The following is a 15,714-nucleotide window of genomic DNA, read 5'->3' as shown; positions in this document are numbered from 1 at the left end:
AAATCTGTTGTCCATCCTGGGCGCGATCGCAATGGCGAAGATGCGATGTTAAAATGCGATCGCAACCTGTCAATCCTACAATGCTCGAAACCCTGCAAACTCAACTCTATCAACTCTCACAATTTGCCGACGCGATCGTTGCGGCACAACTCGATCGCCTGAGTATCACCAGTATCGCGATCGTTTTGATAGCGGGTTTATTAACCAGTTTAACCCCCTGTATGCTCTCGATGCTGCCCATTACCATCGCCTATATTGGGGGATATGAAAACGGCTCCCCCAATCGCGATCGCTGGCAAGGTATGATTCAATCAACATGGTTTGCTTTGGGTTTAGCCAGCACTTTAGCAGGGTTAGGCATTGCAGCAGCATCCTTGGGCAAAGTTTACGGACAAATCGGCATTGGGTTGCCAATTTTGGTGAGTTTAGTCGCTATTTTAATGGGATTAAATCTCTTAGAAATTATCCCTCTAAATTTTCCTTCTTTAGGAGGAAGTGATTGGATTTCACCTAACCTGCCTAAAAGTATTCGCTCTTATTTATTAGGGTTAACCTTTGGTTTAGTTGCTTCTCCGTGCAGCACTCCTGTTTTAGCGACCTTGTTATCTTGGGTAATCAAAACACAGGATATTGTCATGGGAGGAGTTTTGCTCTTGTGTTATGCGATCGGTTATGTTGCTCCTCTGATTATAGCCGGAACCTTTACCGCTTCCCTCAAAAAACTGTTAGAATTGCGTCGCTGGTCGAGTTGGATTAATCCCATTAGCGGCGTTTTATTGATTGGTTTTGGTACATTTTCTCTCCTCTCTCGCATTCCCATTCTGATTCCATGAACATAGAAGAAACATCTCCAGAACAAACAGTTTTAAGCAATTTTAAGCATGGATTTCGTCGCAGCATCAAGATTCTAGCCGATTTGCGTTTAGCGATTATATTATTATTGGCGATCGCACTCTTTAGTATTTCTGGAACGGTTATAGAACAAGGTCAGAACCTTGCTTTTTATCAAACCAACTATCCTGAAAATCCTGCTTTATTTGGCTTTTTAACTTGGAAAGTTCTCTTATTTTTAGGATTAGATCATGTTTATCGAACTTGGTGGTTTTTATCGCTTTTAGTTGTATTTGGCAGCAGTTTAACAGCTTGTAGTTTTACCCGACAAATTCCCACTCTAAAATCGGCTCGACGCTGGAGTTATTATACAAAATCAAAACAATTTAATAAACTCGTATTAAGTGCAGAATTAGATTCAGGTTCTCTCAATTCTCTTGAACCTTTATTAGGGAAGAAAAATTATAAAATCTTCCGTGAAGGAGATAGTTTATATGCTCGTAAAGGAATCATTGGGCGTATCGGTCCCATCATTGTTCACATTGGTATGCTCGTGATTTTAGCGGGTTCAATTTGGGGATCGATGACAGGATTTTTTGCTCAAGAAATTGCGCCTAGTGGCTCGATATTTCAGATTCGCAATATTATCGATGCGGGACCTTTAGCAGCCAGTCAAATTCCTCAAGATTGGGTGGTTAAAGTTAATGATTTTTGGATTGATTATACGCCAGATGGCAATATAGATCAGTTTTATTCCGATCTTTCTGTCCTCGATCGCCAAGGAGAAGAAGTAGATCGTAAAACAATTTATGTGAATCAACCTTTACGCTACCAAGGTGTCACCCTCTATCAAACCAATTGGGGCATTGATGCAGTGAAAGTACAGTTAAATAATAGTCCTATTTTTCGCCTGCCAATGGCACAATTAGAGACAGGAGGACAAGGACGTTTTTGGGGGACGTGGGTGCCAACAAAACCCGATTTAAGCGATGGGGTTTCCTTGGTTGCAAGAGATTTGCAGGGGACACTTTTTGCTTACGATCGCACTGGCAATTTAATTGGTGCAGTGCGAGAAGGTTCAGGAATTGATTTGTTGAATGGTGTAACTCTAAAGGTGTTAGAGTTAGTGGGTTCAACGGGATTACAAATTAAAGCCGATCCGGGTATTCCTATTGTTTATAGTGGATTTGCTTTATTAATGATAGGTGTAGTGATGAGCTATTTTTCTCACTCGCAAATCTGGGCTTTGCAGGAAGGCGATCGCTTTTATTTAGGAGGGAAAACTAATCGTGCTAAGGTGACATTTGAGCGCGAAATTTTGGCAATTTTAGAACAGGTTCAAAGTTCTGCAAAACTTGATTCTGCTCAAGCTGAAAACTGTTAATAATTGAAGCAATGCTAGGAGTAACACAAAACTATTCAAATATCATTGAGCAAGCCAAAATTTACCGAAAAACAGCCCCAAATCCAGAAGAAATGGAAGCAAAAACGGAGGCATTGCGAGAAGGATTAGCAGGCTTGGGATCGCGATCGCTACTGGCTTTAAATATTCCTCAAAAATGGGGAAATCGAGAAGTCACAAAATTAGATTATTTTTGTTTTCAAGAGGAATTAGCGCGATATTCTGGGACCTTAGCCTTTACGCAAAGTCAACATCAAACAGCAGGATCTTTTATTGCCAATGGAGATAATGAAAACTTGAAATTTGACTATCTTCCTCAAATGAGTTGCGGTCAAATTTTAGTTGGGGTGGGATATTCTCATTTGCGACGACAAGGGAAACCTAGCTTAGAAGCAATTGAAGTTAAGGGAGGTTATCAATTATCGGGAAATATTCCTTGGATCACCGGATTGAATTTGTTTCAGGAGGCAGTTATTGCAGCCGCATTGGGAGAGGAAAGCATCCTTTTCGCACTCATCCCCTTACAAAATATTTCCTCCTCTTCTGAGGGGAATTTACACTTTTCTGCACCGATGTCCTTAGCTGCGATGCAGTCAACAAATACCGTTAGTGGGTCATGCGATCGCTATTTTATTCCTTATGAAAAAGTAGTTGCAATTAAACCGAAGGAGTGGATGCAGGAAAAAGATCGCCAAAGTATTTTAAAAGCAACTGCTTCTATCTTGGGATCTGCGCGATCGGGGTTGGATATTGTCGAAAATGCCAGCAAAACTCAATCTTTTATTACCGATAGTTTTTTCGCATTAGATGCTAAACTGAATAATTGTCGTCAGAAAATTTGCACCCAAATAGAACAGCAAAATAGCTCTGTAGAAGAACAGTTGGAATTGAGAGCCAAGGCGATCGCCTTAGCCAGTCAATGCAGTTTAGCAGCCGTAGCAGTTTCGAGGGGAAAAGCCAATCAAAAATATCACCCTGCACAACGTATTTATAGGGAAACACTAATCTTTACAGTTACGGGACAAACCAATGCAGTAATGGCAGCAACATTAAAACAAATTGCAGGCAAATAATTAAAATCATGATCTCAAATCAACCCCAACTGACACAATTTTATACTTGGAAAAACTATCGTTGTGCTTACGAAATTCGACAACCCGATCGCACCCCTGGCGATCGGCAAATTCCCTTATTATTAATTCATCCCATTGGAGTCGGTTTATCTCGTCAATTTTGGCAGCGTTTTTGCCTGACTTGGTATCGAGAAGGAAATCAAAATTCTCTCTACAATCCCGATTTATTGGGCTGCGGAGAAAGTGAAATGCCCAGAGTTGCTTGCTATCCAGAAGATTGGGCAAATCAGATGCAATATTTTATTGAAAATATTGTCCGACAACCTGTTATTATTGTTGTACAAGGTGCCTTATTTCCCGTCGCTATTTACTGTACGCAAAAATGTCCTGAATTGATTAAAGGTTTGGTTTTAGCAGGACCCCCAGCCTGGACATTAATGAAAACTCCTGCATCACTTCAACAGCAAAAAATCATCTGGAATCTATTAGCATCTCCTCTAGGTTGGGGCTTTTTTCGTTATGCCCGTCGTCGTCAATTTTTGCAGTCTTTTTCAGTCCGTCAGCTATTCGATCGCCCTGAAGATGTAGATACAGAATGGTTAGAAACTCTAAAAATTGGGTCAGATACAATGGCAAGTCGTCATGCAGTCTTTTCCTTTTTAGCAGGATTTTGGCGAGAGGATTTTCAAGAGGCGATCGCGGCAATTTCTCAACCCACTTTGGCAGTTTTTGGCAATAAGGCTTCCAGTATCAGTCGTCCAGGAAAAACCGAAACCCCCGATCGCCGTCTCGAATCTTATTTAGAGCATTTCCCTAACATTCAAGGCTGTAAAATTGTTGGTCGTAATGTGCTTCCTTACGAGTCTCCCCAAGAATTTGTGCGCGTTGTTTCTGAATTTGTGAAAACCCTCTAATCTAGAATTATTTTCAAGGATTTCCCTTTAAAGCGCGATCGCAGTCTGCAATTAAATCTTCTGCATTTTCTAAACCCACCGACAAGCGCAATAAACTATCGGGAGTGCGAGTATTTTTCCCTTCAATTGAAGCACGATGTTCAATTAAACTTTCTACACCCCCCAAACTGGTTGCTCGACGAAATAGCTTAACATGAGCAGCCATTGCAAATGCCGCTTCTTTTCCTCCTTTTAATTCAACAGAAAGCATACCCCCAAAACCCGACATTTGCTGTGAGGCGATCGCATAACCGGAATGGGTGGATAAACCGGGATAATGAACTCGCGCGATCGCCCGGTGTTGCTGCAACCAACGAGCCAATTTATCGGCATTTTCGCAATGTCCTTTCATGCGATAGGGTAAAGTTGCAATGCCACGTAAAATTAACCAACAGTCAAAAGGAGAAGGAACCGCACCTCCAATATGTTGAATATGAAGCACTTTCTCGAAAAACTCAGACTCTTTTTGAGCAATAATTGCACCCCCCAAAACATCACTATGTCCCCCTAAATACTTAGTCGTGGAATGCACCACAAGATCGCATCCTAACGCAAAAGGTTGTTGCAATACAGGAGTCGCCCAAGTATTATCACAAACAGATAATGCCCCCACCTTATGCGCGATCGCCGTAACTGCACCGATATCCGTTATCTTTAACATGGGATTAGAGGGGGTTTCCAGCCAAACCAAGCGGGTATCAGAGGTAATAGCCGCTTTAACCTCCTGCAAGTTGGTCATGTCTGCAAATGCTACCTTTAACCCCCAAGGCTGCATTAGCGATCGCAATAATGTCCCCGTCCCCGAATAAGCATCATGGGGAACCACCACGCGATCGCCGGGGTTTAATGCCTGAAAAATGCTCATAGTTGCAGCCGACCCCGAAGCAAAGGCCGACGCGACTTTTCCCCCTTCTAAAGCACAGAGACAATCCTCTAGCATGACCCGATTGGGATTGCGATCGCGAATATAATTATAATTGTGAGGGTAACTCCCATCAGCTTCTCGCTCAAAAGTGGTTGAGAGATAGAGGGGAGGGACAACGGCTCCTGTGGCCGGGTCTACCTGTCGTCCTGCATGAATTGCGCGAGTTTCAATTTCCATCTTTCTCTATTCTTTGGCCAAAGTTTCTCGATCGGGATTTACGCAGCTAGGGAGAGATGCTCCCATTGTAGTTATAACCCGATCGCACTGCTTTAGAGTAAAATTGTGGGATAGCATTGACAATGAACGCGATCGCCCAATATTGAACTCAACCTAAAACGATGAAATTTATTAGCCCTAAAACCGACTTTGCCTTTAAGAAAATATTTGGTTCAAACGAGAGCAAAGATATCTTGATTAGCTTCTTAAATGCCTTAGTTTATGCAGGGCGATCGCAGATTCAAAATTTAGAGATCATCGATCCTTATACTGGAGGAAGTACCGTTGATTTAAAAGATAGCTATTTAGATGTTAAGGCTGTTCTTGCAGATGGAACGACAGTCATTATCGAAATGCAAGTCTTAAATGTAGCAGCCTTTGAAAAACGAGTAATTTATAACTTAGCCAAAACGTATAGTAATCAATTAAAATCTGGTCAAGGCTATACTTATTTAAAACCTGTTATCGCCTTAAATATAACTGATTTTAAGCTATTTGAAAAGACAGAAGAAATCATCACACATTTCAGTTTTAAAGAAAAAAAACAAGGCTTTGAATATCGCAAGGGTGAATTAGAAATGATTTTTGTTGAGCTACCCAAATTTAGAAAAAAGCTGGAAGAATTACAGAATTTAACAGAAAAATGGATATTTTTTATGAAAGAAGCACCTTCCTTGGATGCTATCCCTTCTGTACTCAGTGAAATTCCCGAAGTCGAGAAAGCACTCAATATTGCAAATCAAGCCAACTTGAGTATTAAAGAGCTAGAAGAAATTGATAAACGAGAAATGTTTATAGAAGATCGACGTGGTTCTATTGTTCTTGCTTTAGAAGAAGGGCGCGAAGAAGGACGCGAAGAAGGGCGCGAAGAAGGACGCGAAGAAGGACGATTAAAATTGTTACGATTAATCTTTCAACTTCTCAGACGCTTGGGAGAACTTTCAACTGAGGTTGAAGATGCAATAAAACGGCTTTCTCTCTCCGAATTAGAAGAATTAGGAGAAGCAAGTTTAGATTTTTCCAATTTAGAAGCACTATCAAATTGGTTGGAAATCCGAAACTAAGCATCGAGGATTAATTATCTTAGACAAACATCCATTACCAAATTTTAAGATGAAAGAAAGGAGAGAGAAAGCTCATGAGAAAAGCGATCGCTATTTGTTTGTTGTCGGTTCTTGCTGCGATCGCAGGAACTAAAAATATTTTAGCTCAAAGTGGAACAAGAGAAACTTTTACCGATTGGTGTCAAAATAAAGCCTATTTAACCCCAGAAGCAAGACATACTGTTGAAGTGTTGTTAGAGATTTCTGAGACAGAGGAATGCGATCGCGCTGAGGATATTCTTGCTGGTAAAACAGAACTTTACCTCAGCAAACAAGAACTTGTAAATTTGCAACCCTTGTCGAGTTTAATACAACTGACAACACTACACCTCAATAATAATCAAATTAAAAATATTACACCCTTAGCCAATTTGGTTAATCTGGAAGTATTAATCCTCAATAATAATGAAATTGAAGAGATAGCACCCTTAGCCAGTTTAACTCACTTGATATTACTAACCCTTAATAACAATAAAGTTGAAGATTTGACTCATTTAAACCGTCTCAAAAATCTAGAAACATTGTACCTGCATGAAAATAAAGTTCAAGACGTGACTCCTTTGGCAGATATCACCAGTCTAACAGCACTTTTGCTTAATAATAATGAAATTAAAACAATAGCATCTTTAGCCAGTTTAACTGATTTGTTGTTCCTGTCCCTGAATAACAATCAAATTGAGGATTTAACCCCATTAGCCAATCTGACCAATCTGACCACCCTTGCCCTGAATAATAATCAAATCAAGGAAATTGCACCCTTAGCCAAGCTGATAAAATTAACTGGGCTAGAACTCAATAATAATCAAATTTCAAATATAAAACTGTTGTCAAATCTAATCAACTTGATGCAATTAGAACTTAATAATAATCAAATTAGGGAGACAATCTCTTTAGCGAGTTTAACTAATCTAAAGGCACTTTTTCTTGACAATCTGGCGATCGAAGATGTGACATTTTTAGCCGATCTGACTAATTTAACTGCACTGACTCTCAATAACAATAAAATTCAGGATATAACTCCTTTAATGAATCTGACAGAGTTGAAACGACTTGAACTCGATAATAACAATATTGAAGAAATAGAAGCGTTAAAAAATTTGACATTTATGGAAATACTTTCCCTCAATAATAATCAAATTGAGGATGTCACCTCCTTAGAAAATGTTTTAATAATACGGCTTTATCTCGATAATAATAAGATTGAAGATGTGACACCTTTAGCAGGTCGAACACTGGTAGAAGAACTTTTCCTCAATAACAATAAAATCAAAGATATAACCCCTTTATCTCGTTTGAATAATCTCAGAATCCTTGGACTCAGTGGTAATTCTTTGCGCGATCGCACCTGTCCCGTACAACCTGCAAGAATTTGTCATTTCTAAAGAGCGCGATCGCCAAGAATATCGTACTAGCTAGTGTAAAATGTAAAAGCAGATAAAATTCACTGAATATTATAACTTATGTTGAGATCGAATTGGCAAATTTCATCTGTAAAACAATTTCCCTTGGAAATTATACTTGTCATCGTAGGAGTTTTTCTACTATCTTTGTCTCACTTATTTGTTCGATTCAGCGAACAGGAAATTAGTCCTGTTACTATAACCTTCGATCGCTTCTTTGTCTCTACAGCTATCTTAACTCTAGGGTATTTTGTTCAATCTCTGATTAAATTTCCCGTTGCTGAGAGTAGCCTTCAGCGTCCAACTCGCCAAGCAATTCCTTTGTTTATCATATCCTCTATTTTAGGTTCATTAACCGCAGGACTTTTAGCATTATCTTTGCTATATACCAGCATTGCAAATGCCAGTACATTCTCTAGTTGTACACCTATTTTTGCAACTTTGGGAGGTTGGTTATTCCTGAAGCAAAACTTTAGCAGTCGATTCTTATTGGGTATGGCGATCGTCATCTGTGGGAGTATTTTAATCAGTATTGAAGGCTTTCAAGAATCTAGTCTAACTTGGATTGGCGATCTATTAGCATTACTCTCGGCTCTTACTTATGCTGCTAATTATTTGGTGCGGGAAAAACTAAGGGTAGATTTTTCATCTGGCACTATTCTCTATTGGTATTGTCTCTGTAGTAGTCTTCTCCTTTTTCCCATTACTTTAGTCATGGGAAATCAATTTTTTCCCCGAAGTTTATCGGTTTGGCTGGCGATCGTTGGCTTAAGTCTTTTCTGTCAAATCATTGCTCAAATGTTTATGATTAATAGTCTCAAGAAATTTTCTTCGGGCTACATTACTTTGTTCCAAAAACTAGGGCCTATTATTAGTGCTTGTTTGGCTTGGCTATTTTTTGGAGAGGTACTCAGTTTGCTCAATGGACTATGCGTTGGTATTATAGTTTTAGGTATATACCTTGCTAGTACGGGTAGAGTTTCAAAATCCGAGGAAAAAACTCATGAAACAACTGCATAAATTGATGAACCTTCCCCTCATTCCTAAAGTAGCGATCGCTCATGTACCGACGGCGATCGAACCAATGCCACGTCTTACCGCAGCGCTAAAAGGTCCAGAATTATGGATTAAACGGGACGATCAAACAGGTTTGGCAATGGGAGGAAATAAAACGCGAATGTTAGAAAGATTTCTCGCAGATGCCCAGCAAAAACAAGCGCGATCGCTCATCACGAGAGGGTCATTAGTCTCTAATCACTGTCGTCAAACTGCAGCCGTTGCCGCCAAATTTGGACTGAAATGTATCTTAGTGATTAAAGGATTTCCTCCTCGAATAAGGCAGGGTAATCTATTTTTAAATCAACTCATGGGAGCCCAAATTGTTTTTACAGAAGGACGCTGCCCAGATAAGGTTTTGTTAGAAACCTTTGAAGATGCTCAAAAAATGGGCTTAAACCCCTATCTTATTGCCTATGGAGGAGCCCATGGATTAGGCTCTAGTGCTTATTGCGATGCAGTACAAGAATTAAACAATCAAGGCGGAAATTATGATATTATCATTGTTCCTACTTCTTCGGGTGCTACCCAAGCCGGATTAATATTTGGTTCTTGGTTTTATGGATTAAATACGCAAATTTATGGTATTAGTGTTGATGAATCATCAGCATATTTAACCGACAAAATTCTCTCTCTCCTAGAGAATTTACAGACTCTTTATCAGCTTGACAATTTACCCGATCGCTCCCTTATTATGGTGAATGATGATTATTTGGGGGATGGTTATGCAGCGATCGGCGATCGGGAAAGAGAGGCCATTCATTTATTTGCTCAATATGAAGGAATCTTACTCGATCCAGTTTATACCGCACGGGCAGCCGGTGGACTAATCGATCTCATTCGCACGGGAAAAATTAAGTCTCATGAAAAAGTTGTTTTCTGGCATACAGGAGGTTTACCCTCTCTATTTGAAATGGCAGAATCTCTACAATAAAACTAATCTTGAATTTTCCCCTATAAACTGCCAAGTTTAGGTAAAACTGAGATGATTATCAAAGAATTAACACTCGATAACAGCTTAAATTCTAGCAAGATTGCGCCTAACTTTTATGAAGAGGTTGTCAACTGTTTTCAAGAGTTTAAAACCCTATGGCATAGATTACAAACGATCCCATTTCAGCCCTCTTCAGAGTTAGAAATGTTTCTCGTTGATTTAACTCAAGAGCAAACTGGGGCTTTCAAAATTCGTGGTGCAACAACATCCATTGGAGAATTTCTCAAAAACCGTCAACCTCATACCGATAGTTTAGTTGTAGCTTCATCGGGAAACTTTGGTATAGCTGTTGCTGTAATGGCAGCAAAATTTGCTTTAAATGCCACAATTTTTATGCCCGTATCTTCACCAATACAGAAGCAAGATTATATTAAAAGTACCGGGGCAAAAGTTGTCATTACGAATGACGGAGAAGCCAGACAGAAAGCACTAGAATTTACCCGCAAAAATTCTCATTGTTTCTTTCTTGATGGGGCGCAATGGCCAGCATTTAGAGGGAATGGAACTTTCTTACTCGAACTGCTACAATTAGGATTATTAACCAATAAAAAAACTGCTCTAGTTCTTCCTCTGGGTAGTGGCAGTTTAGCGATTCCCACTGGGTTAATTTTACATCAAGTTAGACCCAATGCTGAGTTAATTGCGGTAGAACCTCTGACCCATTGTAAATTCCTAGCAAAGTACGTGCAGAATGTACAGCCAACTTGGGGAATAACTTTAGCTGAAGGGGTTGCATTGCATCAATTACCCCAGTTAAGCGATCGCCTTTTGCCCGAGATAGTCAATGTTATCTTTGGTGTTACAGAGAGTGAGATTATTACTGCTATTTGTTATCTTTGGAAAAATTGTCAGCTTAAAGCAGAAGCATCTGCTGTCTTGCCGATCGCCGCTTATTTGGCGAATCCTAGTTTTTTTAGCCGATATCAGCAAGTCTATTTCTTTATTACAGGAGGAAACATTGAAGACGATCTCTTTCATAAAATTCTGAGGGGAAATGTGACTCAATAACCTGCGTTTTAAACCTAACGTGAATATCAAGAAAAACCATGTTGCCAGAAGTATCAAAAATATGTCAAGATACTTAAATTGGGTGTTTTATTCATCCTTCCTCCCGAAACAATTCTTTTGCTGCAATGAGTGCGTCTTCCCCCAAATCCACAACGACTAAAAACCCCAAACAACCTCCCCACGAAGACTATCGCCATTTGGATCGAGAGCAACTCTCCCCCATGATGCAGCATTATATTGCCACAAAAGAAGAGTATCCCAACGCACTTTTACTCTATCGGGTGGGAGATTTTTTTGAATGTTTCTTTCAGGATGCAGTTAAAATCGCACAAGAGTTAGAACTGGTTCTCACGAGCAAGGAAGGAGGAAAAGGGATCGGTAGAGTGAGTATGACGGGAGTTCCCCATCATGCCTTAGATCGCTACACGGCAATGTTAGTAGAAAAAGGCTTTGCTGTTGTCGTTTGCGATCAAGCGGAAGATGCTGCGATCGCTGCTTCGGAAAAGCGCATGGTTAAGCGAGAAGTACAACAAGTTCTCACACCAGGCACTTTAACCGATGATGGGATGTTGGCTGCGCGACGCAATAATTATCTGGCTTCCGTTGTCATTGCTAAAACCCATTGGGGACTCGCTTATGCTGACATTTCTACGGGGGAGTTTTGCACCACCCAGTCGCAAAATTTAGAATCTCTCAGCATTGAATTACAACGCTTGCAACCGTCGGAAATTCTCTATCCGAGTAATGCGATCGATATTGGTCGTTTATTGCGTCCTGGGGAAACAACTGAAGACCTTCCGGAAGGGCTTCCTCCTGAATTTTGTTACTCTTTGCGTCCTCAGAAATACTTTCACGCGACAGAAGCAAGAAACCGCCTTTTAGAAACCTTTAAAGTGAGTTCTTTAGAAGGAATGGGCTGCGATCGCTTAACATTAGGAATTCGTGCGGCTGGTGGCTTATTACAATACCTCGAAGATACGCAAAAAGCAAATCAAGTTCCTTTGCAACCTTTACACACCTATTCCCTCGCTGATTATCTCATTCTCGACCCGCAAACTCGTCGTAATTTAGAAATCAATCAAACCGTAAGAGATGGAAGTTTTAATGGCTCTTTATTATGGGCGATCGATCGCACGAATACCGCAATGGGAGGGAGGGCTTTGCGTCGTTGGTTTATGGAGCCGTTATTGGAAATTAAGGGCATACAAGCGCGTCAAGAAAGCATTGGCGAATTGACAGAAAATCACGCGCTGCGGGAAGATTTACAGCAAATATTACGGCAATTTTACGATTTAGAACGTTTATCGGGACGAGTGGGATCGGGACGCACTACGGCTCGAGATTTAGTCAATTTAGCTGACTCTTTGGTGCGATTATCTGATTTAGAAGAACTTGCTTGTTTGGGTAATTCTCCTTATTTACGAAGACTGCACAAAATCCCTCCAAGTTTGCAAGAATTAGGCAGGCACGTTTTAGCAAATATGGTAGAATCTCCTCCTCTGCATATTAAAGAAGGAGGACTCATTCGCGATGGAATTAACCCGTTATTAGATGAGCGTCGCCAACAATTGGAAGAGGATCGGCAATGGTTGGCCAATTTAGAAATTACGGAGCGAGAAAGAACGGGAGTTGCTAAATTAAGGGTAGGATATAATAAAACTTTTGGTTATTATATTAGTATGCCTCGCAATAAGGCAGGAGATGCTCCAGAAAACTACACCCGCAAACAAACTTTACTGAATGAAGAACGATATATTACTTCGGAATTAAAAGAACGGGAAACGCGCATTTTAAGTGCTAAAGAAGATTTGAGTAATTTGGAGTATGAGATTTTTACTGAATTGCGTTTAGAAGTTGCCGAAAAAGCCCGAGAAATTCGCAATATTGCTCGGGCTGTGGCTGCAGTTGATGTTTTAGCAGGGTTAGCAGAAGTGGCAATTTTACAAGGCTATTGCTGTCCAGAAATATCCCAAGATAGAACTATAAAAATTGTTGAAGGTCGCCATCCTGTGGTTGAAAAAAGATTGGGACAAGGCTTTTTTGTTCCCAATTCTACAGCAATGGGATACAATAAAATAGAGTCAGAAAATCCCGATTTGATTATCTTAACTGGACCCAATGCCAGTGGAAAAAGCTGCTATCTTCGGCAAATTGGTTTAATTCAACTCATGGCACAAACGGGTAGTTATGTGCCTGCAACGTCGGCAAAATTGGGGATATGCGATCGCATTTTCACTCGCGTCGGTGCGGTAGACGATATTGCAACAGGACAATCAACGTTTATGGTGGAGATGAATGAAACAGCAAATATCCTCAATCATGCTACTCCTAAATCCTTGGTTTTATTGGACGAAATTGGACGAGGGACGGCAACTTTTGATGGATTATCTATTGCTTGGGCTGTGGCAGAATATCTCGCTTCTGAAATTAAATCTCGCACAATTTTCGCTACACATTACCACGAATTGAACGAATTAGAAACAATTTTAGAGAATGTGAAGAATTATCAAGTTACAGTCAGAGAATTGCCCGATCGCATTGTTTTCTTACATCAAGTTAGTCCAGGGGGTGCCGATCGCTCCTATGGTATTGAAGCAGGAAGATTAGCGGGTTTACCCGACTCGGTAATTAGTCGCGCAAAACAGGTCATGGGACAGATTGAAAAACATAGTAAAATTGCTTTGGGGTTACGCCAAGGCATTAAAAAGAAAGAAGAAAATATAACTCGCGATCGGGGTAAAATAATGGAACAGTTAGATATTTGTCAAGAACCGCGATTGACCTGAAGGTACAATAGCGGCTTGGAAGAATCAGTTTCCAATGAAATCTTGTCTACCGCAGAGTTGCTATCTGGCATCGGACTTCCAGATATTTCCCTAGTCTGGACAACCTCCAAGCTCTCTGATTAGAGCGCGTTAAGAGCGGACATCTTGATAGCAATGGCGGGAAGGGACTAATTACTCAATACAATGAGGTTTATCACCCATGAAAGAGGACGATCCCCCCCTGCCCCCCCTTAATAAGGGGGGAGGTAGAGTTCCGGTATTATCACCCGAAGGAAAACCCTTAATGCCAACCAAAGCAAGTCGTGCAAGACGTTGGCTCAAAGAAGGGAAAGCTAAAGTGTGTGATAGCGACCTTGGTGTATTTTGCGTTCAACTCCTGCAAGAACCGTCAGGAGAAGAAACACAAGAAATAGCCGTAGGGATTGACTCCGGAAAATTGTTTTCTGGGATAGGAGTGGTTAGCACCAAAGCCACTTTATTCAAAGCACATCTTCAACTGCCGTTCAAATCTGTCATCCAAAAAATGACAACAAGGCGGATGTTAAGAAGAGGGAGGAGAGGGAGAAGAATTAACAGAAAGCTCCCTTTCGAGCAACGGTGTCATCGCCAAAAAAGATTTAACAATCGACGGAACGCTAAACTTCCTCCCAGCATCCGAGCCAATCGAGAATTGGAGCTAAGGGTGGTCAAGGAATTGGCAACAATCTATCCAATTTCTCGAATCGTCTATGAAATCGTCAAAGCTGATGTAGATCTAACGAGCGGTCGCCAAAGTGCTAAGTCAGGGAAAGGATTTTCTCCGGTCATGGTGGGGCAAAAAATTATGGTGCAATGGTTAAATGAAATTGCTCCAGTGATGACCAAGGAAGGGTGGGAAACTTCAATTCTGAGGAAGCATTTAGGTTTGGCAAAAGACAAAACGGATAAATCCAAAGTGTCTCCAGAAACCCATGCCAATGATGGTCTGGCATTAGCTTGTTATGCTTTTGTCGAATACAAGAATTTCATCGATCCCGTCCGCAAGATTCGGGGAGGAAAATGGTACGGTTCTGTTCAATTGACGAACTATCCGTTGGCTGTAATTGCCCGTCCCAAACTCTATCGTCGCCAACTCCATTTCGAGAATCCTAACTCGAAGAAACCGAATCCCAACCAATATCGAAAGCGCAAAGGAGGAACGATTACACCCTATGGTTTTCGGTCGGGAGATTATGTCGAAGCCGTCAAAGGCAAGAAGACTTATCAAGGTTGGATTGGAGGATATAGTGAGGCTAACAAAGTCGTTTCTTTGTATGACCTAAACTGGCGAAGGATTGGTCAGTTTTCAGTCTCGAAAACTCGTTTAATCAAGCGCAGCACGAGATTGTTGGTTGAGTACAAACATTGTGGCGATTCCTCCGTCGCTTGATGCTTCTCATACAAGTGCGGAATCCTCGCCACTTTTGTTGAATTGAAGTTCAGAAAAGCGATATAAAGCTGTCTTTTTGTATTCAGACCCCACAAGGCGATCGCAACATTAAACCTTATCCAAATTCAAAGCATCGAATAACAAATCAGCCCCAAATCTTACCGCATCCGTACAAGGTAAACCCGTTTCTTTTTCAACATCAGCGATCGCCATTTGTGCCTCTTTTTCGCTTAAATGAAACGTATTCAGGGCGATCGCCTTCACTTCCCCCCCCGTAAAAGCACCTCCCGCCCTCACTAAATTCTCATAGGATTTAACTACTTCCGATAAAGGAGGAATAAAAATATCCGGACAATCTCGAATCGTTTTTTGTCCGGCTCGATGTACTAAAATCAACCCCGTCGGCTGACTACCGCGAATTAAAGGTAATGTTGCCGTAGAACCGGGATGAAGTAAAGATCCCTGCCCTTCAATCAACAGCAAATCGCATTGAGATCCCAAGGCGATCGCCGCCCTTTCCACCGCCCCAGCCGCAAAATCCACCAGGATCGCATCCGAA

General features: G+C 40.9%; 13 protein-coding genes. 11 read left to right on the top strand and 2 right to left on the bottom strand.

Annotated features, from left to right (window positions below; genetic code table 11):
- The first annotated feature begins 80 nt into the window (after positions 1-80).
- From VB714_RS04720 to VB714_RS04705, 4 genes are read left to right on the top strand one after another with little or no spacing between them, the layout of a single operon-like run.
- Complete coding sequence (locus tag VB714_RS04720; RefSeq protein WP_416309605.1) at positions 81-833, top strand: cytochrome c biogenesis protein CcdA; 753 nt, start codon at positions 81-83, stop codon at positions 831-833.
- Positions 830-2,215 (top strand): cytochrome c biogenesis protein, encoded by a 1,386-nt coding sequence (locus VB714_RS04715; protein ID WP_323221684.1) that lies wholly within the window; start codon positions 830-832, stop codon positions 2,213-2,215. Before VB714_RS04720 ends, VB714_RS04715 begins: the two co-directional genes overlap by 4 nt.
- Positions 2,216-2,226: 11 nt before the next feature.
- A complete protein-coding gene (locus VB714_RS04710) occupies positions 2,227-3,306 on the top strand; it encodes an acyl-CoA dehydrogenase family protein (protein ID WP_323221682.1) in 1,080 nt (359 codons plus the stop codon).
- 8 nt (positions 3,307-3,314) lie between these two features.
- Positions 3,315-4,220 carry an alpha/beta hydrolase gene (locus VB714_RS04705; RefSeq protein ID WP_323221680.1) on the top strand — a complete coding sequence of 302 codons (906 nt, stop codon included), beginning with the start codon at positions 3,315-3,317 and terminating at the stop codon, positions 4,218-4,220.
- A gap of 13 nt (positions 4,221-4,233) precedes the next feature.
- Here VB714_RS04705 and VB714_RS04700 read toward each other — a convergent pair whose 3' ends face one another.
- A complete protein-coding gene (locus tag VB714_RS04700; protein ID WP_323221678.1) occupies positions 4,234-5,361 on the bottom strand; it encodes a trans-sulfuration enzyme family protein in 1,128 nt (375 codons plus the stop codon).
- A gap of 161 nt (positions 5,362-5,522) precedes the next feature.
- Between VB714_RS04700 and VB714_RS04695 the strand changes: the two genes are divergently transcribed.
- From VB714_RS04695 to VB714_RS04665, 7 genes are all read left to right on the top strand, one after another.
- Positions 5,523-6,464 carry an Rpn family recombination-promoting nuclease/putative transposase gene (locus VB714_RS04695; RefSeq protein ID WP_323221676.1) on the top strand — a complete coding sequence of 314 codons (942 nt, stop codon included), beginning with the start codon at positions 5,523-5,525 and terminating at the stop codon, positions 6,462-6,464.
- Between the two features lie 74 nt (positions 6,465-6,538).
- Positions 6,539-7,885 (top strand): leucine-rich repeat domain-containing protein, encoded by a 1,347-nt coding sequence (locus VB714_RS04690; RefSeq protein ID WP_323221674.1) that lies wholly within the window; start codon positions 6,539-6,541, stop codon positions 7,883-7,885.
- A 78-nt stretch (positions 7,886-7,963) separates the two neighbouring features.
- Positions 7,964-8,923 (top strand): DMT family transporter, encoded by a 960-nt coding sequence (locus tag VB714_RS04685; RefSeq protein ID WP_323221672.1) that lies wholly within the window; start codon positions 7,964-7,966, stop codon positions 8,921-8,923.
- The gene (locus VB714_RS04680; protein ID WP_323221670.1) at positions 8,907-9,893 is read left to right on the top strand and encodes a D-cysteine desulfhydrase family protein; all 987 of its coding nucleotides are present in this window, start codon (positions 8,907-8,909) and stop codon (positions 9,891-9,893) included. The genes VB714_RS04685 and VB714_RS04680 overlap by 17 nt, the downstream gene beginning before the upstream one ends.
- Positions 9,894-9,944: 51 nt before the next feature.
- Positions 9,945-10,961, top strand: a complete 1,017-nt coding sequence (locus VB714_RS04675; RefSeq protein ID WP_323221668.1) for a pyridoxal-phosphate dependent enzyme — start codon at positions 9,945-9,947, stop codon at positions 10,959-10,961.
- A 125-nt stretch (positions 10,962-11,086) separates the two neighbouring features.
- The gene (gene mutS, locus VB714_RS04670) at positions 11,087-13,747 is read left to right on the top strand and encodes a DNA mismatch repair protein MutS (protein WP_323221666.1); all 2,661 of its coding nucleotides are present in this window, start codon (positions 11,087-11,089) and stop codon (positions 13,745-13,747) included.
- A 199-nt stretch (positions 13,748-13,946) separates the two neighbouring features.
- Positions 13,947-15,155: an RRXRR domain-containing protein gene (locus VB714_RS04665; RefSeq protein WP_323221664.1), complete on the top strand. Its 1,209-nt coding sequence runs from the start codon at positions 13,947-13,949 to the stop codon at positions 15,153-15,155.
- A 108-nt stretch (positions 15,156-15,263) separates the two neighbouring features.
- On the opposite strand, the gene VB714_RS04660 is transcribed toward VB714_RS04665, so the two are convergent.
- On the bottom strand, positions 15,264-15,714 hold a 451-nt coding region (locus VB714_RS04660; protein WP_323221662.1), incomplete at its 5' end, for an NAD-dependent epimerase/dehydratase family protein.

It is taken from the genome of Spirulina sp. 06S082 (assembly GCF_034932145.1).
Lineage (GTDB): Bacteria > Cyanobacteriota > Cyanobacteriia > Cyanobacteriales > Spirulinaceae > CCY15215.
The sequence above is the reverse complement of the archived record's forward strand: the minus strand, read 5'-3'. Positions and strand labels throughout refer to the sequence as shown.

What these genes read in the sequence shown, in the direction of transcription:
- VB714_RS04720 (WP_416309605.1), top strand. Translation starts at nt 81, where the DNA reads ATGCTCGAAACCCTGCAAACTCAACTCTATCAACTCTCACAATTTGCC.
- VB714_RS04715 (WP_323221684.1), top strand. Translation starts at nt 830, where the DNA reads ATGAACATAGAAGAAACATCTCCAGAACAAACAGTTTTAAGCAATTTT.
- VB714_RS04710 (WP_323221682.1), top strand. Translation starts at nt 2,227, where the DNA reads ATGCTAGGAGTAACACAAAACTATTCAAATATCATTGAGCAAGCCAAA.
- VB714_RS04705 (WP_323221680.1), top strand. Translation starts at nt 3,315, where the DNA reads ATGATCTCAAATCAACCCCAACTGACACAATTTTATACTTGGAAAAAC.
- VB714_RS04700 (WP_323221678.1), bottom strand. Translation starts at nt 5,361, where the DNA reads ATGGAAATTGAAACTCGCGCAATTCATGCAGGACGACAGGTAGACCCG.
- VB714_RS04695 (WP_323221676.1), top strand. Translation starts at nt 5,523, where the DNA reads ATGAAATTTATTAGCCCTAAAACCGACTTTGCCTTTAAGAAAATATTT.
- VB714_RS04690 (WP_323221674.1), top strand. Translation starts at nt 6,539, where the DNA reads ATGAGAAAAGCGATCGCTATTTGTTTGTTGTCGGTTCTTGCTGCGATC.
- VB714_RS04685 (WP_323221672.1), top strand. Translation starts at nt 7,964, where the DNA reads ATGTTGAGATCGAATTGGCAAATTTCATCTGTAAAACAATTTCCCTTG.
- VB714_RS04680 (WP_323221670.1), top strand. Translation starts at nt 8,907, where the DNA reads ATGAAACAACTGCATAAATTGATGAACCTTCCCCTCATTCCTAAAGTA.
- VB714_RS04675 (WP_323221668.1), top strand. Translation starts at nt 9,945, where the DNA reads ATGATTATCAAAGAATTAACACTCGATAACAGCTTAAATTCTAGCAAG.
- mutS (WP_323221666.1), top strand. Translation starts at nt 11,087, where the DNA reads ATGAGTGCGTCTTCCCCCAAATCCACAACGACTAAAAACCCCAAACAA.
- VB714_RS04665 (WP_323221664.1), top strand. Translation starts at nt 13,947, where the DNA reads ATGAAAGAGGACGATCCCCCCCTGCCCCCCCTTAATAAGGGGGGAGGT.